Source organism: Flavobacterium sp. RNTU_13, from assembly GCF_046614455.1.
In the GTDB taxonomy this organism is placed as follows: Bacteria; Bacteroidota; Bacteroidia; order Flavobacteriales; family Flavobacteriaceae; genus Flavobacterium.
This window is the reverse complement of the sequence record NZ_JBKJHB010000001.1, coordinates 299,874-317,631: the sequence shown is the minus strand read 5'-3', so window position 1 is coordinate 317,631 and position 17,758 is coordinate 299,874. Positions and strand designations below refer to the sequence as shown.

The 17,758-nt window shown below is 42.7% G+C and carries 18 protein-coding genes and 3 tRNA genes; 17 read left to right on the top strand and 4 right to left on the bottom strand.

All coding sequences use genetic code 11. The annotated features are described in order from the left end of the window. The first annotated feature begins 10 nt into the window (after positions 1-10). Positions 11-331, top strand: coding sequence for a thioredoxin (gene trxA, locus ACLI08_RS01445; protein WP_411426672.1), 321 nt, complete (start codon positions 11-13; stop codon positions 329-331). A gap of 117 nt (positions 332-448) precedes the next feature. Continuing rightward, on the top strand, positions 449-1,030 hold the full coding sequence (locus tag ACLI08_RS01440) for a tRNA-(ms[2]io[6]A)-hydroxylase (protein WP_411426671.1): 582 nt from the start codon (positions 449-451) through the stop codon (positions 1,028-1,030). A gap of 60 nt (positions 1,031-1,090) precedes the next feature. Here the strand turns inward: ACLI08_RS01440 and ACLI08_RS01435 are convergent, their stop codons facing one another. Continuing rightward, positions 1,091-1,828 (bottom strand): hypothetical protein, encoded by a 738-nt coding sequence (locus ACLI08_RS01435; protein WP_411426670.1) that lies wholly within the window; start codon positions 1,826-1,828, stop codon positions 1,091-1,093. Positions 1,829-1,834: 6 nt separating this feature from the next. After that, the gene (locus tag ACLI08_RS01430; protein WP_411426669.1) at positions 1,835-1,978 is read right to left on the bottom strand and encodes a hypothetical protein; all 144 of its coding nucleotides are present in this window, start codon (positions 1,976-1,978) and stop codon (positions 1,835-1,837) included. A gap of 213 nt (positions 1,979-2,191) precedes the next feature. On the opposite strand from ACLI08_RS01430, the gene ACLI08_RS01425 reads away from it, so the two are divergent. The 6 genes from ACLI08_RS01425 (at position 2,192) to ACLI08_RS01400 (ending at position 7,881) form a co-directional block, all read left to right on the top strand. Beyond that, entirely contained in the window at positions 2,192-2,941 is a 750-nt protein-coding gene (locus ACLI08_RS01425) for a LuxR C-terminal-related transcriptional regulator (RefSeq protein ID WP_411426668.1), read from the top strand. Between the two features lie 30 nt (positions 2,942-2,971). Further along, the gene (locus tag ACLI08_RS01420; protein WP_411426667.1) at positions 2,972-3,478 is read left to right on the top strand and encodes a DUF6702 family protein; all 507 of its coding nucleotides are present in this window, start codon (positions 2,972-2,974) and stop codon (positions 3,476-3,478) included. A gap of 3 nt (positions 3,479-3,481) precedes the next feature. Beyond that, positions 3,482-5,716 (top strand): M1 family metallopeptidase, encoded by a 2,235-nt coding sequence (locus ACLI08_RS01415; RefSeq protein WP_411426666.1) that lies wholly within the window; start codon positions 3,482-3,484, stop codon positions 5,714-5,716. A gap of 118 nt (positions 5,717-5,834) precedes the next feature. Continuing rightward, on the top strand, positions 5,835-6,824 hold the full coding sequence (locus ACLI08_RS01410) for a T9SS type A sorting domain-containing protein (RefSeq protein WP_411426665.1): 990 nt from the start codon (positions 5,835-5,837) through the stop codon (positions 6,822-6,824). A 146-nt stretch (positions 6,825-6,970) separates the two neighbouring features. Beyond that, on the top strand, positions 6,971-7,264 hold the full coding sequence (locus ACLI08_RS01405) for a twin-arginine translocase TatA/TatE family subunit (protein ID WP_411426664.1): 294 nt from the start codon (positions 6,971-6,973) through the stop codon (positions 7,262-7,264). Between the two features lie 5 nt (positions 7,265-7,269). Beyond that, positions 7,270-7,881: a phosphatase PAP2 family protein gene (locus ACLI08_RS01400; RefSeq protein WP_411426663.1), complete on the top strand. Its 612-nt coding sequence runs from the start codon at positions 7,270-7,272 to the stop codon at positions 7,879-7,881. On the opposite strand, the gene ACLI08_RS01395 is transcribed toward ACLI08_RS01400, so the two are convergent. Then, positions 7,840-8,481 (bottom strand): O-methyltransferase, encoded by a 642-nt coding sequence (locus tag ACLI08_RS01395; RefSeq protein WP_411426662.1) that lies wholly within the window; start codon positions 8,479-8,481, stop codon positions 7,840-7,842. The two genes, ACLI08_RS01400 and ACLI08_RS01395, sit on opposite strands and share 42 nt — an antisense overlap. 193 nt (positions 8,482-8,674) lie before the next feature. Here ACLI08_RS01395 and rlmN point away from each other — a divergent pair, with 193 nt between their 5' ends. From rlmN to ACLI08_RS01365, 6 genes are all read left to right on the top strand, one after another. Next, complete coding sequence (rlmN, locus tag ACLI08_RS01390) at positions 8,675-9,727, top strand: 23S rRNA (adenine(2503)-C(2))-methyltransferase RlmN (RefSeq protein WP_411426661.1); 1,053 nt, start codon at positions 8,675-8,677, stop codon at positions 9,725-9,727. Between the two features lie 122 nt (positions 9,728-9,849). Then, entirely contained in the window at positions 9,850-10,827 is a 978-nt protein-coding gene (locus ACLI08_RS01385) for a polyprenyl synthetase family protein (protein ID WP_411426660.1), read from the top strand. 372 nt (positions 10,828-11,199) lie between these two features. Beyond that, positions 11,200-13,767: a DNA mismatch repair protein MutS gene (gene mutS, locus ACLI08_RS01380; protein ID WP_411426659.1), complete on the top strand. Its 2,568-nt coding sequence runs from the start codon at positions 11,200-11,202 to the stop codon at positions 13,765-13,767. Positions 13,768-14,028: 261 nt separating this feature from the next. Continuing rightward, positions 14,029-14,101, top strand: a tRNA-Gly gene (locus tag ACLI08_RS01375). Between the two features lie 18 nt (positions 14,102-14,119). Then, positions 14,120-14,205, top strand: a tRNA-Leu gene (locus tag ACLI08_RS01370). A 31-nt stretch (positions 14,206-14,236) separates the two neighbouring features. Next, a tRNA-Gly gene (locus tag ACLI08_RS01365) sits at positions 14,237-14,309 on the top strand. Positions 14,310-14,361: 52 nt separating this feature from the next. On the opposite strand, the gene ACLI08_RS01360 is transcribed toward ACLI08_RS01365, so the two are convergent. Continuing rightward, positions 14,362-14,943: a TIGR00730 family Rossman fold protein gene (locus ACLI08_RS01360; RefSeq protein ID WP_411426658.1), complete on the bottom strand. Its 582-nt coding sequence runs from the start codon at positions 14,941-14,943 to the stop codon at positions 14,362-14,364. A 197-nt stretch (positions 14,944-15,140) separates the two neighbouring features. On the opposite strand from ACLI08_RS01360, the gene ACLI08_RS01355 reads away from it, so the two are divergent. From ACLI08_RS01355 to ACLI08_RS01345, 3 genes are read left to right on the top strand one after another with little or no spacing between them, the layout of a single operon-like run. Then, positions 15,141-15,848: a phosphatase PAP2 family protein gene (locus ACLI08_RS01355; protein ID WP_411426657.1), complete on the top strand. Its 708-nt coding sequence runs from the start codon at positions 15,141-15,143 to the stop codon at positions 15,846-15,848. Then, a complete protein-coding gene (locus tag ACLI08_RS01350) occupies positions 15,845-16,219 on the top strand; it encodes a GtrA family protein (RefSeq protein ID WP_411426656.1) in 375 nt (124 codons plus the stop codon). The genes ACLI08_RS01355 and ACLI08_RS01350 overlap by 4 nt, the downstream gene beginning before the upstream one ends. Positions 16,220-16,221: 2 nt before the next feature. Continuing rightward, positions 16,222-17,751, top strand: a complete 1,530-nt coding sequence (locus ACLI08_RS01345) for an ArnT family glycosyltransferase (protein ID WP_411426655.1) — start codon at positions 16,222-16,224, stop codon at positions 17,749-17,751. Positions 17,752-17,758 lie beyond the last annotated feature (7 nt).

Genomic DNA, 17,758 nt, shown 5'->3' with positions numbered 1-17,758 from the left:
AATTTATATTATGGCACAAGCAATAACAGACGCTACTTTTGAGGAAGTAGTACTTAAATCAGACAAACCGGTACTTGTAGACTTTTGGGCAGCATGGTGTGGCCCTTGCCGTATGGTAGGCCCAATCATTGAGCAAATTGGCGAAGAGTACACCGGTAAAGCAGTTGTTGGTAAAGTAGACGTAGACGCTAACCAGGAATTTGCTGCTAAATATGGTATCCGTAACATCCCTACTGTGCTTATTTTCCAAAACGGAGAAGTGGTAGGCCGCCAGGTAGGTGTTGCTCCTAAGGAAACCTACACTAAGGCTATAGACGCGCTACTTTCTTAATATTAAGATTGTACTGCACTACATACAAAATCCTGCCATTACGGCGGGATTTTGTATTTTAAGGGGATGAGGTTTGTGTTTTAAATTCTTTAAATTTGCAGCCATAATATTTTCATCATGCTTGGACTAAAACTCTTAACCGACCCACGCTGGGCAAACATAGCGGAAAGTAACCTTGAGGAAATCCTTACGGACCACGCCTGGTGCGAACAAAAGGCCGCCAGCAATGCCATATTCCTGATTACCAATAACTCTGAGCACTTAGACCTGGTACAGAAAATGGCCGAGATTGCCGTGGAGGAAATGGAGCACTTTAAAATGGTAACCGACATTATAGAGAAACGCGGCTATACCCTGGGCCGTGAGCGCCGTGATGATTATGTGGGCCAGCTGATGAAGTTTTGCAAAAAAGACGGCAGCCGAAACACCTCTTTTATAGACCGCCTGTTGTTTGCCGCCATGATTGAAGCCCGCAGCTGCGAACGTTTTAGGGTGTTGTCTAAAAATATTAAAGATACCGAACTGGCCAAGTTTTACCACGACCTTATGGTAAGCGAAGCCACGCACTATACCACGTTTTTAAACTTTGCCCGCAAATATGCCGAAGACGTTGACGTAGAAAAACGCTGGGCAGAATGGCTGGAATACGAAGGCCAGATCATTCAGAGTTACGGGAAGAGTGAGGCGATACATGGGTAGAGAGCTTTTATTTAGCTATACATTGTCTTTTATGGTGAGTGTAACCCAAAGCAGTCTTGATTAACTCATTATATCATAAAGTCTCTTTTTTAATGTAGTTATAAATTTAGTACGAGTTCTGTGAACTTCAATATATAGTTCATTTTTATCATCTATAAATTTATAAAAAATTTCATCTATTTGCTTTTGTGATTCTTTCATTTGAGCGATTAGAAAATCAGGAGTAATGTCTTTTTCAGATATTTTAGCAAGGTTATCAAAGTATATATTGTGATTCCTGAAATGTTCTATGCATTTTGCCAGAGTATTGTCTAAGAGGAATTCTAATTTCAGCGTTTGTTCTATACATGCAAACTTCACTTTCATTAGTTCTTCATCATGCAGAAACAAATGAAGTTTGTCTTCGGCATTGTGAAAGTTTAATCTACTGGTTTTAATTTTATGGTAGTAATCATTAAGTTTTTCATAGTTCTGATGGTTAATGTCTGTAAAACGGATACTCATTATTACATTTAACCACTCAGAATATTTATTGTTGGTTTCAATTAATGCATCTCTTTCGGCAGCTTTAATACTAAATTTATTTTGATTGAGATAGGTTAAGTCTGCTTTAATGAATTCAATATTCTTTACAAACTCAGCTTTAATCTTTTCAACTTTTTCGGTGATATGTTCGATATCTTCTTTAGTGGCTAGGTTTTTGCCTTTCTCGGCAAAATATGTTGGTAAGAAATTTTTAATTGTAAAGAATAATACAAATCCAATTAAAATTATTGTAGCCTCAATTAATAAATCCATTGATTGTTATTTTGTTATACATTTTTGAATGAACTTACTCATTTCCTTAATCACTTCTCCATTCATAGAAAACTGACTGTTCCTAATTTTTTCTCTACTAATTTCTATAGGTTTTTGTTGCTCGTCGCTAAGTGGGAGCAAATCATCCATATTATGTTGGTTTTCTCCCAAAATTAATATTATTATTCCATCTTTCCCACAAAAGCATTCTATTTTCAAAAGGCTGTAAGCAAGTTAATCCGTATAGTATGTTTTGAGTTTTTAATGTTAATAGCGTTTATGGTTGGTTTTTTCTGCTTTTTTATATTTTTGTAGTAATCAACTAACTTACAGTATGCTATGGAAATTGTCAAATTCGATGAGATGAAAAAGACCTGGTCTGAAATTGCCAAAAACCATAAAGGCGACATTCAGCCAAACTTTGAACTGGAGGTTTACAAAAAAATGCTGGAAGTATTCCACGTGGGTAACTTCTACTATTACATTTTTAATGTTGCCACTGCCAGGATGGAGTTTGTAAGTAACACCATACATAACATTTTGGGCATTAATCCCGAGGACTTTTCGGCGGAGTATATTTTTGAATACATTCACCCAGACGACCGCAACAGGTTTGCCGCACATGAAAAGGAGGTTACACGGTTTTTTGGTGATTTAACACCCGAGGAGGTGCTGAGGTACAAGGTAAGCTATGACTACCGTTTGCGCTGTGCAAATGGCACATACAAATGGATACTTATGCAAACCCTTACCCTGCAGAGTGATGAACAGGGTTCGGTTATCCGTGTATTAGGGGTGCAAACAGATATTACGCACCTTAAAACCGAAGACAAGCCTTCGGGCCTGTCCTTCATTGGTTTAAACGGTGCGCCTTCTTATTATAACGTTCCGGTGGGTGGCGATGTGCTTTTGCCCAGCAAAGAGCCGTTTTCTAAACGTGAAAAAGAGGTGCTTCAACTCGTTCTTTCCGGTAAAAATACCCACGAGATAGCAGATATTTTGTCCTTGTCTGTGCATACGGTAAATTCTCATCGTAAAAATATTTTTGCAAAGTCTGATTGTAAATCACTTGCCGAACTGGGTTATAAAGCAGTAAAAATGGGCTGGCTGTAATTTTAAATCAATTTACTATCTTAGCCCTTCATGAAAAAGTTAATCCGCATATTGTGTTTGGTACTGTTGCTGGGGGTACTCACATCGGCAAACGTACATAAATACTACGTAGCCGTGTTTCAGGTGGAGGCTGCACCGGCTAAAAAACAGCTGCAAATAACCGGGCGCATTTTTATAGACGACCTGGAAAAAGCACTGAGCGCCAAATATGGGAAAAAGTTTGGCCTGGCTTCGGGCAAGGAACTCCCCGAAAGCACGGAAACCATACAAAAATACATAGCCGATAAAATGAGCGTTGCCGTAAACGGTAAGCCCGCCGCACTTACGTATTTTACCCGCGAGTACGAAGACGATATGCTGGTGGTGTACTACACGGTTCCGGCACCAAAAAAAGTAACTTCGGTACAGGTACGCAATACGATATTGTTTGAAATGTTTCGCGAACAGCAAAACATGATAAATGCTAACATAAACAACCAGCGCAAAAGCTTGCTGTTAAACTACGACACGCCCCAGGGCATACTAAACTACTACTAAACCATGAAAAGAGTTATCTGCATCCTTTCGGTACTCGCTTCCTTATGCGCCGTTGCGCAGGAAAAGCTCGCTACACCACGCGAGCCCGGCCACGGCGACAACAACAAGTTCAGCCAGATGTACGATCTTTTGGCTACGCCGAATATGTTTCGTACGGCATCGGGCGCACCCGGCCCTGCTTACTACCAGCAACAGGCCGACTATAAAATAGACGTGGAATTGGATGATAAAAACACCAAGCTCTACGGTACCGAAACCATAACCTACACAAACAACTCACCCGACGCACTGGAGTACCTGTGGGTACAGCTGGATCAAAACCAGCAGGCAGCCGATTCGCCCTCTAAGCTGGTAGACAGCCAGAAGATGAACGAGGCGTACAGCCCGGCGGGTTTTTCACGTGAGTACCTGCAACCGCAGTTTGACGGCGGCTTTAAGTTGGACTACGTAAAAGACGCAGCCGGCAAGCCGATGAAATATACCGTAAACCAAACCATGATGCGAATAGACCTGCCTACGCCGCTAAAGCACGGCGAAAAGGTATCGTTCAGCATTAAATGGTGGTACAACATTAACAACTACCAGGTTATAGGCGGACGCAGCGGTTACGAACATTTTGATAAAGATGGTAACAACCTTTACGTAATAGCACAGTTTTATCCACGCATGGCGGTGTACAATGATGTGGAGGGTTGGCAGAATATGCAGTTTTGGGGCGCAGGCGAATTTGCCCTGCCGTTTGGCAACTTCGAAGTAAACATTACCACCCCGGCAGACCACATACTTGATGGTACAGGCGAACTGCAAAACCGTGCTGAGGTACTTACACCGGAGCAGGTAAAGCGTTGGGATTTGGCTACCAAAACCTTCGATAAACCGATAGTGGTAGTCACGCAAGACGAGGCCACAGTTTCAGAGAAAGGCTTTAGCACCAAAAAGAAAACCTGGAAGTTTAAGGCTACAAACGTGCGTGATTTCGCGTTCAGTTCAAGCCGTAAGTTTATATACGATGCCATGGCGGTAAAGCTTGGCGGCAAAACGGTTATGGCTATTTCGCTATATCCTAAAGAGGCTAACCCGCTGTGGGGCGATAAGAGTACCCGCATAGTAGCCCACACGCTTAAAACCTACAGCAAATATACATTTGATTACCCTTACCCTAAAGCGATTTCGGTTTCGGCTGAAGACCAGGGCATGGAGTACCCTATGATTTGCTGGAACTACGGCCGCCCGGATGAAAAAGGCGTGGTAAGCGACCGTATTAAGTGGGGTATGGCAGGGGTTATCATACACGAGGTGGGGCATAACTTTTTCCCGATGATTGTAAACTCAGACGAGCGCCAGTGGACCTGGATGGACGAAGGGTTAAACAGTTTTGTGGAGTTCCTTACAGAGCAGGAATACGACCCTAACTTCCCTACGCGCCGCGGCCCTGCGGCTAATATAGTACCGTACATGAGTGGCGACCAAAAGTTTCTGGAGCCCATAATGAGCAACTCAGAGACCATTCACCAGTTTGGTAACAACGCTTACGGTAAGCCTGCAACGGGGCTAAACATACTGCGCGAGGTAATTATGGGGCACGACCTGTTTGACCACGCGTTTAAAACCTACGCCCAGCGCTGGATGTTTAAGCACCCAACCCCTGAGGATTTTTTCCGTACTATGGAAGACGCCTCGGCGGTAGACCTGGACTGGTTTTGGAGAGGCTGGTTCTACACCACTGATTATGTAGATATAGGCATAGCCGATGTAAAACAATACTACGTAACCGACGAAAAACCTAAAGATAAAAAACAAGCCAGCATACGCAAAGGGAGGTTTGGACAGGAGCAAGGCCCATTTGTATACATGGTAACCGACGCTAAAGACAAAGCATTTGATAAAAAAGATGTAAAGCTTCTAAACGATTTTGTAAACGAAAAACTCACCGCAGAAGATAAGGCCGGCCTTAAGCAGCCTAAGTATTTCTACGAGCTTACCTTTAATAAACCGGGTGGTATGTTAATGCCCATTATTGTACAGCTAAACTACGAGGATGGTACCAGCGAAACCCAAACCTTTCCGGTACAAATATGGAGAAAGAATAACCAAAGTGCTATAAGGGTTATAGCCACAGATAAAAAGGTGGTTAAGTTTCAGCTTGACCCTAAGCTGCAAACGGCAGACATTGACGTGACGAACAACATGTGGCCTCGAGAAGCCGTGAAAACGAAATTTGACAACGGCTCAGAATAACAAAAACAGAGCAGTTTACCTATATCCCTGATGTATTTACCGATATATCAGGGTTTTTTTATGCCTCTTAAAAATAAATATGCCTTTTTATATACCTTTGGCTTAAAACCAAAACTTTATGAACAAAACTCTACTTGCTATTTTTTCATTTATTAGCTTGGGCGGCTTCTCTCAAACCGTTAATAACTTTTACACTACATCTGTTCCGCAGGCCGGGTACAGGCTTGGTGCGGGTACCGTTAACGAAACACCTTCGGGCGCTAATGTGTCCTGGGACTTTTCGTCGCTTACAGCAAACGGGAGCAGTATTACAAGTGTGGTGTCGCCATCATCTTCAGATGTGGCTTCGTACCCCGGTACGCAGTTGGTAGCCTCGTCTAACGGAGAATACAATGGTGCGGGCAATACTTCTAATATAAGTATTTACACCACAGGTGCAGGTACTATTACGGGATTAAACGTAGATGGTATTATTCTTAATTACAGTACTAATAACGCTACTTTAGGTACTTTTCCACTACAGTACGGTTACAGCTATGCAGATGTGGTTGCAGGTACGTATGATGGGTTGGGCTATACCGGCACGTTTAGCGGCAGTTGCACAACTTCGGTAGATGCTTACGGTACTGTTAGTTCATCTATAGGGGCAGTAGGCACTGCTACACTAACCCGCTTAAAGATAGTTCAGAATCTAAAGCTATACTATCTTGGGTTGCAGATTGGTACTGTAGCACAGACTATTTATTTGTACTACACCGCTGAAGATAACACCCCAAGGATTCGCAGCCTTATGAACAATATTACTGTGCCTGCTCTGGGTGTAGATTATGATTTTAGTTTAATTGAACTCTATGATCCGGCTGTTTTAAGCACAGTGTCCAGCCCTAATGCAGATGCTTTCGGTATAGTCCCTAATCCTGCTACAGATGTATTACACTTTACTAAAGATATGAGTGTGACTAAAGTAAGCATTACCGATGCCGCCGGTAGAATAGTACTTACAGGAACAGGTAACGACCTTGATATTAGTAGCCTTACCACTGGAGTATATTTTGCTGCTTCAGAAATGAGTGGTAAAATACAGGTAACCAAATTTGTTAAAAAATAACGTGTGTTAACTGCATAATGTTGTCGCCTGTACCTGCTAAAGTACAGGCGATTTTGTTTTATAGCTTAAAAAAACATTAATATACCAAACCGTAAGTACTATAACAGCGTATTTATAGTTAACTTTGTATATCAAAAATCAAGATTATGTTCGGAATAGGAGGCGGCGAAATGTTTGTAATAATACTGGTGGCGCTTATGCTTTTCGGTAGCGACAAAATACCTGAAATTGCCCGTACGCTGGGTAAAGGTATGCGTCAGCTTAAAGATGCTACAAACGACATTAAATACGAAATACATAAAAGTGCCGAAGTAGAAGATATTAAAAAAACCTTTACAGACCTGGGTGAAAGCAGTGTGCCAAACCAGATACAGGGCGAAATAGACAAGGTGAAGGGGGATATTGAAGACATGACAGGCCCTATAAAACGTATGCACTAATCCGTATGATTGAAAAACTGCACCAGTGGGACGTACAGCTTTTTGTGTACCTTAACAGCCTGGGATCTGACACCTGGGATCCGGTTTGGGAAATAATAACAAAGCAAGTAGCCTGGATTCCTGTATTTGCTATTGTGATTTACCTTGCGTTTAAACGCCTTGGCTGGAAACACGCACTTATGGTTGTGGGTGTTGTAGGGTTAACCGTTTTGTTTACAGATCAAACTACTAATCTGGTTAAAAATACCGTGCAACGATTACGCCCGGGCAACAACCCCGAAATTGCTACCGTAGTGCGCGCGGTGATTAAAAGGCATTCATTTAGCTTCTTCTCAGGGCATGCCGCTAACTCTATGGCTGTAGCAGTGTTAGTATACCGTGTGCTGCATCCTTACCTTAAGTACATAGGGTTTTTCTTCTTGTGGCCGTTAATTTTTGCATACAGCCGCATTTATCTAGGGCTTCACTACCCTGGTGATATACTTACCGGATATATTTTTGGCGCTTTTATGGGTTGGCTTATGAGCCTGCTCTATGCAAAACTACGCGATAAATATTTTCCGCAACACGAACGTTTAGATAACCCTACTAACAGTAAGCCCATCTCTAATGGGTAACAGAACCGTTTCTACGCGCGGGTCTTCTTTTACCATACGGTTATACTCTACCAGTATTCGCGTGCTTTTGTCGTTTGGTTTTACTTCCTGAAGTACTTTTCCACTCCACAATACATTATCCGAAAGGATAACCCCGCCCTTATTCATAAGGGGTACTATCATTTCCCAGTAGTTGGGGTAATTTTCCTTATCGGCATCAATAAACACAAGGTCAAATTTTTTGCCCAGCGTAGGTATAATATCCAGCGCGCTGCCCAGGTGCTGCGTGATTTGGGAGCCCCAAGGGCTTTTGTCAAAAAACGTGCGCTGCAAATCAAAAAGTTCTTCGTTTACGTCTATGGTGTCCAGTGTGCCATCTTGTGCCAAGCCTTCGGCAAGGCATAATGCGGCGTATCCGGTAAACGTACCTATTTCCAGTATCGCTTTTGGGCTAATAAGCTTACTCAGCATACTAAGTATACGCCCCTGAAAATGCCCGCTTAGCATACGCGGCTGCGTGGTGCGTAGGTGGGTAGCCCTGTCTAATTCTTTTAGCAAAGCAGGTTCATCGGCACTGTGGCGGGTGGCATAATCGTCAAACTCTTCAAACAGGGTATGCATGGCGTTCTATTTTAACAGTGCAAAGATACGGGTAGAATTTCAGATTTTATATGGAGGCGCTAGCTTTTAGTGTTCAGCTTGCGGTGTTTAGTTTTCATTCATATAAAATCAGCCATCTGACATCAGGTGCTAATGCGTAACCGTAACCGAATCACCACATAACCCATAAACAAAAAAAAGTTACCTTTGCACTATGCAAAATGAAAAAAGGGACATAAGGGCACTGAGCAAAGAGCAGTTAAGGGATTTTTTTGTGGCAAATGGCGACAAGGCTTTTCGTGGCAACCAAGTATATGAATGGTTGTGGAATAAGCGTGCGCACAGTTTTGACGACATGACAAATGTGGCAAAAAGCACCCGCCAGATGCTGGAAGACAATTTTGTAATCAACCACATACACGTAGATCAAATGCAGCAAAGCGAGGACGGCACCATAAAAAATGCTGTACGGCTGCACGATGGCCTTGTGGTAGAAAGTGTACTTATACCTACAGAAACCCGTACAACAGCATGCGTAAGCAGCCAGGTAGGCTGCAGCCTTGATTGTAAGTTTTGCGCTACCGCACGCCTTAAGCGTATGCGGAACCTTAACCCGGATGAAATTTATGACCAGGTGGCAGCTATAGACAGCGAAAGCAGGCTCTACCACGGGCATCCGCTAAGTAACATTGTATTTATGGGCATGGGCGAACCGCTTATGAATTACAACAATGTAATGAAGGCGATAGAAAAAATAACCTCGCCCGAAGGACTGGGCATGAGTGCCAAGCGTATTACCGTAAGTACATCGGGCGTTTCTAAAATGATTAAAAAAATGGCCGATGATGGGGTAAAGTTTAAGCTCGCCGTATCGCTGCACTCGGCTATAGAGGAAGTGCGTAACCGCATTATGCCATTTACCACCAGCTTTCCGCTTACAGAGCTTAGGGAAGCACTGGAGTACTGGTACAGCAAAACCAAAAGCCGCGTTACTTATGAATATGTGGTTTGGGGCGGCATTAACGACCGAAAGGAAGATGTAGATGCCCTGGTAAAGTTTTGCAAGTACGTGCCCTGCAAGGTAAACCTGATAGAGTACAACCCTATTGACGACGGGGAGTTTCAGCAGGCAGCACCCGAGGCAGTAAATGCTTACATAAAAGCACTGGAACGTAATGATATTGTAGTAAAAGTGCGCCGCAGCCGCGGAAAAGATATAGATGCCGCTTGCGGCCAGCTTGCTAATAAAAACGAAGCAGCGGTGTAGTTGCTCTGATTTTTGAAAGTTTTTGAACACGGGTTGCTACTTAAAACCCTGCGGGATTTTAAAAACTTTATAACATATCAACATTATAAACTGTTGTGTGTTTTTGCTATCTTTGGCACTGCATGAAAATCACCGAACAAATAAAGCAGCCCATTGCACACGAGATGGAACTTTTTGAGAAAAAGTTCTACGAGGCCATGTCCAGCAAAGTGGCACTTTTAAACCGGATTACCTTCTACATTGTAAAACGCAAAGGGAAGCAAATGCGCCCTATGTTTGTATTCCTTACCGCTAAAATGATTAGCGGCGGCACTATAAACGAACGATCGTACCGTGGTGCATCGGTTATAGAGCTTATACACACGGCAACCCTGGTGCATGATGATGTGGTAGACGACTCTAACCGCCGCCGTGGCTTTTTTTCGCTTAATGCTTTGTGGAAAAATAAAATTGCTGTGCTTGTAGGTGATTTCCTACTTTCTAAAGGCTTATTGCTTAGCATAGACTACGGTGATTTTGATTTGCTTCGCATAATATCTGTTGCCGTACGCGAAATGAGCGAGGGCGAACTCCTGCAGATAGAAAAAGCCCGAAGGCTCGATATTACTGAAGATATTTACTACGAAATTATCCGCCAAAAAACCGCTACGCTTATTGCAGCCTGTTGCTCTTTGGGTGCTGCATCGGTTAACCCTGAGAGTGAAGATGTAGAGAAAATGCGCCGGTTTGGTGAGCTTATAGGTATGGCGTTCCAGATTAAAGACGACCTTTTTGATTATACCGAAGACAGCATTGGCAAACCTACAGGCATAGATATTAAGGAGCAGAAAATGACCCTGCCGCTTATCTACGTGCTTAATAATTGTACCAAGCAGGAAAAGAGCTGGCTTATTAACTCGGTTAAAAACCACAACAAAGATAAAAAGCGCGTAAAAGAGGTTATTGCCTTTGTAAAAAACAAAGGTGGGCTTACGTATGCCGAACAAAAAATGGGCGAATACCGCGAGGAAGCCCTGCAAATACTTTCTACTTACCCGGCATCAGAGTATAAAGATGCGCTTAATCTTATGGTGAATTACGTTATAGAGCGTAAAATATAAAGCACGTAGAGTGCTGTAGTAGGGGGTAGGAAGTGATTATTTTAAAGGTAAAGGCCATGTATTAAACATAGCCTTTACAGATAGAATATAAAATAGATTAGCTTAGGATTCAAATTTTTTGCTTTGCGTGCTACTTCATTACGCTCTATCGCAAAATCTTTACTACTACCATTCGTTTTGTTGATATGCTAAAGTTAATACCTTAAGTACAGTTGCTTTATCTTTTGAGGTAAACGGTTGGCAATTATAGGTAAACGGGAGTTTTTTTATTATTGGCTAAATTTTGCCTAATTTCGCCCTGTAGTCGTTAATCCTAATACCGCATATAATTTGGCAGCTTCGAAAGAAAAACCGGCAAAAGAAACCCCGTTGATGAAACAATACAACAGCATTAAGGCTAAATATCCTGATGCTTGCTTGTTATTTCGTGTGGGCGATTTTTACGAAACTTTCGGGCAAGATGCCATACGTGCGGCAGGTATACTGGGCATTACCCTTACTAAGCGTGGTAACGGCAGCGAAAGCGAAACGGCGCTTGCCGGATTTCCGCATCATTCGCTAAACACCTATCTTCCAAAACTGGTAAAGGCAGGGCTCCGGGTAGCAATATGCGACCAGCTGGAAGACCCTAAAATGACTAAAACCATTGTAAAACGAGGCGTAACAGAACTGGTTACCCCGGGCGTGGCACTAAATGACGAGGTGCTGCACAGCAAGCAGAATAACTTCCTTGCTTCGGTGTACTTTGGCAGGAAAACCATTGGCGTTTCGTTTTTAGATGTGTCTACGGGCGAGTTTCTGTGTGCACAGGGTAATGAAGAATATATAGACAAGCTACTGCAAAACTTTAGCCCCAGCGAGGTGCTTACCGGGAAAAACGAAAAAAACGCCTTTAAGGAAGCCTTCGGCGAAAACTACCATACGTTTTACCTGGAAGATTGGATTTATAAAGAAGACTACGCTTTTGAGAGCCTTACTACACACTTTGGTACTAATTCGTTAAAAGGTTTCGGGATAGAAGAACTTCCCGAGGGAATTATAGCCAGTGGAGCGGTGCTGTATTACCTGGGCGAAACACAGCATAATAAAGTACAGCACATAACCAACATCCAACGTATAGCGGAAGATGCTTACGTATGGATGGATCGGTTTACCATACGCAACCTGGAGCTGTACCACAGCACCAACCAAAACGCCGTAACACTGCTCGATGTTATAGACCGTACCCTTAGCCCCATGGGCAGCCGCCTGCTAAAGCGTTGGCTGGCACTGCCACTTAAAGACGTAAATAAAATACGCAACAGGCATGAGGTGGTGGCGTACCTTAAAAACAACCGCGATGTGCTAACGCAGTTTCAAACACAGATAAAACAGATAAGCGATCTGGAGCGCCTTATTTCTAAGGTGGCTACCGGGAAAATTTCGCCAAGAGAGGTAATTTACCTGAAAGAATCGCTGGATGCTATAGTGCCGGTAAAGCAACTGGCACTGGAAAGTGATAACGAGGCACTTAAAGCCATTGGCGACAGCCTGCACGCCTGCGAACTGCTGCGCGAAAAAATAAAAACAACCCTGAACCCGGATGCGCCTGTTGCGATTAATAAAGGAAATGCCATAGCAAGAGGTGTGCACCCTGAGCTCGACGAGTTACGCAGCATAGCCTTTAGCGGCAAGGAATTTTTAGAAGGGATAGAACGCCGCGAGAGTGAGAAAACAGGGATTACATCGCTTAAAATATCGTTTAACAATGTGTTTGGGTACTATATAGAGGTGCGCAATACCCATAAAGATAAGGTTCCGTCAGATTGGATTCGTAAGCAAACGCTGGTAAATGCCGAGCGCTATATTACCGAAGAACTTAAAGAATACGAAACCAAGATACTGGGCGCCGAAGAAAAAATTTACGCCCTTGAAAGCCAGCTTTTTGAACAGCTTGTGGTTTGGATAGGTACTTATATAAAACCGGTTCAGTTAAACGCCGGGCTAATAGCCCAGATAGACTGCCTTTCGGGGTTTGCACAGCTGGCTATAGACAGTAACTATGTGCAGCCAGATGTAGACGAAAGCCACGAGCTGGAAATTAAAGAGGGCAGGCACCCGGTAATAGAGAAACAGCTCCCCGTAGGCACTCCTTATATTACTAACGATGTGTTCCTGGACAGGATACAGCAGCAGGTAATTATGATTACAGGGCCAAACATGAGTGGTAAGTCGGCAATACTAAGGCAAACGGCACTTATTGTATTGTTAGCACAGATGGGTAGCTTTGTTCCTGCAGAAAGCGTGCGTATGGGCGTGGTAGATAAAATTTTTACCCGTGTAGGAGCCAGCGATAATATAAGTATGGGCGAATCTACCTTTATGGTGGAAATGAACGAAACCGCCAGTATACTAAACAATCTGAGCGACCGCAGCCTTATTTTGCTGGACGAAATAGGCCGCGGTACCAGTACCTATGATGGTATAAGCATAGCTTGGGCTATTGCCGAATTTATTCACGAACATCCTGCAAAACCAAAAACGTTGTTTGCTACACACTATCATGAGCTGAATGAAATGCAGGACATTTTTGAGCGGGTGCAAAACTTTAACGTTAGTGTAAAAGAGCTTAAAGATAATGTGCTTTTTATCCGTAAGCTGGTTAAGGGTGGCAGCGCGCACAGTTTTGGTATACATGTAGCCAAAATGGCCGGTATGCCGCAAACGGTAATACAAAAAGCCCAAAAGCTACTTAAAAAGCTGGAAAAAGACCATAGTGGAGAAGCACTGGGTAATGTAAAGGCCGCGGCTAAAGATGAAATGCAGCTAAGCTTTTTTAACCTGGACGATCCTCTTTTAGAAGAAATAAAGCAGGAAATTGTTAACCTTGATATTAACACGCTTACTCCGGTAGAGGCATTGATGAAACTGAACGAAATAAAACGGATGATTACGAAATAAGGTGAATGCGTTAATTTGTGGATTTGTTATTCGGGTGTAGGGCAGTTGTAAAATATATTGACGTTAATAAACCATTATAAAAACTACAACTGAAAAACTGGGCCTGAAAACTTTTTTTATTAAGCAAAACGTTATCAGAACGTTACCGGATGGAAAATTATTTGGTGCAAATTTTCTCCCAAAAACGCTTGCAAAAACCAAAAACCATTGTATATTTGCAGCCGTAATAATGAAGCCAAAAGCGATATTATTTGATATAATGCGAAAATAGCTCAGCTGGTAGAGCGCCACCTTGCCAAGGTGGAGGTCGCGGGTTCGAACCCCGTTTTTCGCTCTAATTACTACCTTTTATGCTTGAGTGGTGGAATTGGTAGACACGCTGGACTTAAAATCCAGTGGGCAGTAATGCCCGTGCGGGTTCAAGTCCCGCCTTGAGTACAAAATACCGAACCCTGAAAAGGGTTTATTTGCGAAAATAGCTCAGCTGGTAGAGCGCCACCTTGCCAAGGTGGAGGTCGCGGGTTCGAACCCCGTTTTTCGCTCAACTAAAATCCTCAACTTTGTTGAGGATTTTTTGCTTTAGATCGTTTTTTATTAGGTACTTTCCATGTTTAGCCATTTTGGCACTTCGGGGGCTACATAACCCTCCATAAGCCCCAGTAAATCGATCATATTATCGGCTACCAGCAGCATATCACGGTTGATTTGTTTCAGCACACCTGCTGTTACCATATTATCTATAAAAGAAAGTAGCGGCGTATAAAACCCGGCCGTGTTTAGCATGGCTATTGGTTTTTTATGCAATCCGAGTTGCGCCCAGGTAAGCATTTCAAAAAGCTCTTCCATAGTACCAAAACCGCCCGGCAATGCTATAATACCCTCGCAACGTTCGCTCATAATGGTTTTTCTTTCGTGCATTGTATCAACAATAATAAGCTCGGTCAGCGCCGGGTGGGCTATTTCTTTGGTTTGCAAAAACACAGGCAACACACCGGTAACACTCCCTCCCTTGCTTAACGCGCCGTTTGCCACAGCTCCCATAAGCCCTACCTGGGCACCGCCATACACAAGTCCGTAGCCACTTTCGGCTAAATATTGCCCCAGGGCGTAGGCTTCTTTTTCAAAATCAGGATTAAAGCCGGGACTTGATGCGCAAAAAACAGCAATATTTTTCATACCTATATATTAAAGCGGGAAGATATTAATTGTGCCGGTAGTACGCAAATGCTGTTAACGCTGGGTTTCCCTAAAGTTCACAATGCGCTATATTCCAGTAATTTAAAATTAATTATCTTATTGAATTAAATAACATTAACTTGATTTTAACATTTTTTAAATCGGTTATTTTTACAGGTGTCTTAAAATGTTCTACTATGAAAAGAGCCATGAAAGTAGTAAAGAGAAACACGTTATTCTTCCTGCTTTTTACAATGATTGCAGCGGTAATGTTGTGCCTAACCCTGTTTCTTAGCAAAGCAACATGTTTTATGGCGTTAAACCCGGTACACACTCCAGCTTTAGCACTGGTGTTTAATATGTTTACGTTTTTAGGCGATGGCACCTTTGTAATAGCACTGGCAATACTAATAATTGTTACCGCAAAAAGACACAGGCGGCTTGCCTACCTTATTATAATATCATATTTACTTTCAGGGATAGCGGCTCAGTTGTTAAAAACATTTATCCCAGCACCCCGGCCTGCGGTTTTTTTCCATGAGCATCATATAAACTATTATTTAGATACCTTTGCACACAGCCGCATAGGCTGGCGGAGCTTTCCTTCAGGGCACTCGGCTTCCGCTTTTGCACTGGCGGCAGTATTGTCGCTTTACACGCGCCGAAAAACGGTTTGCGTGTTTAGTATAGCAATAGCGCTTTGCACTGCATATTCCCGCATTTACCTTGGTCACCATTTTTTAACCGATGTGCTTGGCGGTATTACTGTGGGCGTATTGTGTGCGGTACTGTCGTTTTTGTGGTACAAACCTATTAAACGTACAATAATAAAACCTATTAAAAACACCTTATCAGGAAAAGGCCTGAGGAACGCCCCGGGTACTTCTATGACAACAGACGTATGACGCTTTTTCAGTTTATAAAATTTGGCCTTGTAGGCACTACCGGACTTACCATTGATTTTACAACCACCTGGTTTTTTAAAGAGAAGCTAAAGGTAAACAAGTACGTGGCTAACGCTATAGGATTTTCTTTAGGTACGGTAAACAATTACTTTTTGAACAAGCATTTTACGTTTCAAAATACTGATACGCACATAGCCGAGCAATTTCTGCGGTTTGCCCTTATTTCGTTTGTAGGATTTGGGCTAAATGTGGGCATGTTATACTGGCTTCAGCGTAATACTAAACTTAATTTTTATGTTTCAAAGGGGCTGGTAACGGTATTAGTCTTTTTCTGGAATTTTACCGCAAACAGCCTGTACACCTTTAGCTAAGGATGACAGCAAAACAAAAAACACTCCTTCTTATTGTAATTGCCACGCTATCGCGCTGCTTAGTGGCAGCAACGATACATCTGGGTAATGACGAGGTATATTACCTGTCTTACGCAAGGCACCTGCAGTGGAACTATTTTGACCACCCACCTATGGTAGCCCTGCTCATAAGGCTAACTACCCTTAACCTACATTGGGTAACCGACTTCTCGGTACGGCTGGGGCCGATACTTCTTGCGGCTGTAAATACCTGGCTCATATATCGCATTGCCGCCTTGCTTAAAAATGAAAACGCCGGTTTTATAGCTGCTTTGCTGTTTACCGCGTCATTTTACAGTAGCATTATAGCAGGTACTTTTATAATGCCCGATGCACCCCAACACTTCTTCTGGATCGTAGCTATATATCTGTTGGTGCAGCTTTTTTCACAACCAAAGTCGCCCATTCAAATCAATCGCTTGTTATTGAGTTTTGGCATAATAGCCGGATTTTGTATTATGAGTAAGGTTCATGGGGTTTTTCTTTGGTTAGGAGTCGGTCTATATATTCTTTGCTACCGCCGAAATTTACTACGTAACCCTTACTTATATCTGTCTGTACTTATAACCGCTGTTTGTGTGAGCCCCATCCTGTTTTGGAACGTAGAGAATCATTTTATCACCTATACGTTTCACAGTAGCAGGGTGGTTCCCGGAAATCATGTAAACGGTAACGGCTTCGTGCGCGAATTGTTTGGGGGTGTGTTTTACAACAACCCAATTAACTACCTGCTTTATGTGGTAGTGCTTTGGCAAATAATAAAACGGAGAAACGGTAAAGGCACCCCTGCCGAAAAACTACTATTATTACTAAGCCTGCCGTTAATTATAATATTGTTAGGATTGTCGCTGTTACGGGATACGCTGCCGCATTGGTCAGGCCCTGGGTATACGGCGCTCCTGCTTATAACCGCAATTAGAATGGAAGATTATGTAAGCCGAGTTTACTTCAGGCTGGTAAAATGCGCGGTAGGTTTTACTGGTATAATTGCTGTAGCTGGTGTGTTGGTTATAAACTTTTACCCGGGCACGTTGGGCAAAAAACAGCCCGATATAGTAGGCAAAGGCGATGTAACATTGGATATGTACGGATGGAATGCACTAAAAAACGATTTTGACAAAATACGGAAACAAAACATCCATAACGGACTTACCGAAACCAGCTTTATTATAGCAAACAAATGGTTTACCGGAGCACACATAGATAATTACGTAGCGCAACCACTACACATGAATTTTGTAGCCCTGGGAAAGCTGGAAGATATCCATACCTATGCCTGGCTAAATCAATATAGACCCGCGCTTAAAAAAGGTGATGATGCCTATTTTATAACCACGTCTAACAATTTTAAAGACCCGAAAGAGGTTTATAGCGATTGTTTTGATACCGTACTGAAGCCTGAAGTTGTTATACTGCAACGCGGTGGCAAACCTGCAAAGAGAGTATTAGTATATGTACTGAAAGGCTATAGAGGGGTTTGTAATCAGCCATAAAAAAAGC

Bases quoted from the DNA above. Each gene is read 5' to 3' on its own strand.
- trxA (WP_411426672.1), top strand. From the start codon at position 11: ATGGCACAAGCAATAACAGACGCTACTTTTGAGGAAGTAGTACTTAAA.
- ACLI08_RS01440 (WP_411426671.1), top strand. From the start codon at position 449: ATGCTTGGACTAAAACTCTTAACCGACCCACGCTGGGCAAACATAGCG.
- ACLI08_RS01435 (WP_411426670.1), bottom strand. From the start codon at position 1,828: ATGGATTTATTAATTGAGGCTACAATAATTTTAATTGGATTTGTATTA.
- ACLI08_RS01430 (WP_411426669.1), bottom strand. From the start codon at position 1,978: ATGGATGATTTGCTCCCACTTAGCGACGAGCAACAAAAACCTATAGAA.
- ACLI08_RS01425 (WP_411426668.1), top strand. From the start codon at position 2,192: ATGAAAAAGACCTGGTCTGAAATTGCCAAAAACCATAAAGGCGACATT.
- ACLI08_RS01420 (WP_411426667.1), top strand. From the start codon at position 2,972: ATGAAAAAGTTAATCCGCATATTGTGTTTGGTACTGTTGCTGGGGGTA.
- ACLI08_RS01415 (WP_411426666.1), top strand. From the start codon at position 3,482: ATGAAAAGAGTTATCTGCATCCTTTCGGTACTCGCTTCCTTATGCGCC.
- ACLI08_RS01410 (WP_411426665.1), top strand. From the start codon at position 5,835: ATGAACAAAACTCTACTTGCTATTTTTTCATTTATTAGCTTGGGCGGC.
- ACLI08_RS01405 (WP_411426664.1), top strand. From the start codon at position 6,971: ATGTTCGGAATAGGAGGCGGCGAAATGTTTGTAATAATACTGGTGGCG.
- ACLI08_RS01400 (WP_411426663.1), top strand. From the start codon at position 7,270: ATGATTGAAAAACTGCACCAGTGGGACGTACAGCTTTTTGTGTACCTT.
- ACLI08_RS01395 (WP_411426662.1), bottom strand. From the start codon at position 8,481: ATGCATACCCTGTTTGAAGAGTTTGACGATTATGCCACCCGCCACAGT.
- rlmN (WP_411426661.1), top strand. From the start codon at position 8,675: ATGCAAAATGAAAAAAGGGACATAAGGGCACTGAGCAAAGAGCAGTTA.
- ACLI08_RS01385 (WP_411426660.1), top strand. From the start codon at position 9,850: ATGAAAATCACCGAACAAATAAAGCAGCCCATTGCACACGAGATGGAA.
- mutS (WP_411426659.1), top strand. From the start codon at position 11,200: ATGAAACAATACAACAGCATTAAGGCTAAATATCCTGATGCTTGCTTG.
- ACLI08_RS01360 (WP_411426658.1), bottom strand. From the start codon at position 14,943: ATGAAAAATATTGCTGTTTTTTGCGCATCAAGTCCCGGCTTTAATCCT.
- ACLI08_RS01355 (WP_411426657.1), top strand. From the start codon at position 15,141: ATGAAAAGAGCCATGAAAGTAGTAAAGAGAAACACGTTATTCTTCCTG.
- ACLI08_RS01350 (WP_411426656.1), top strand. From the start codon at position 15,845: ATGACGCTTTTTCAGTTTATAAAATTTGGCCTTGTAGGCACTACCGGA.
- ACLI08_RS01345 (WP_411426655.1), top strand. From the start codon at position 16,222: ATGACAGCAAAACAAAAAACACTCCTTCTTATTGTAATTGCCACGCTA.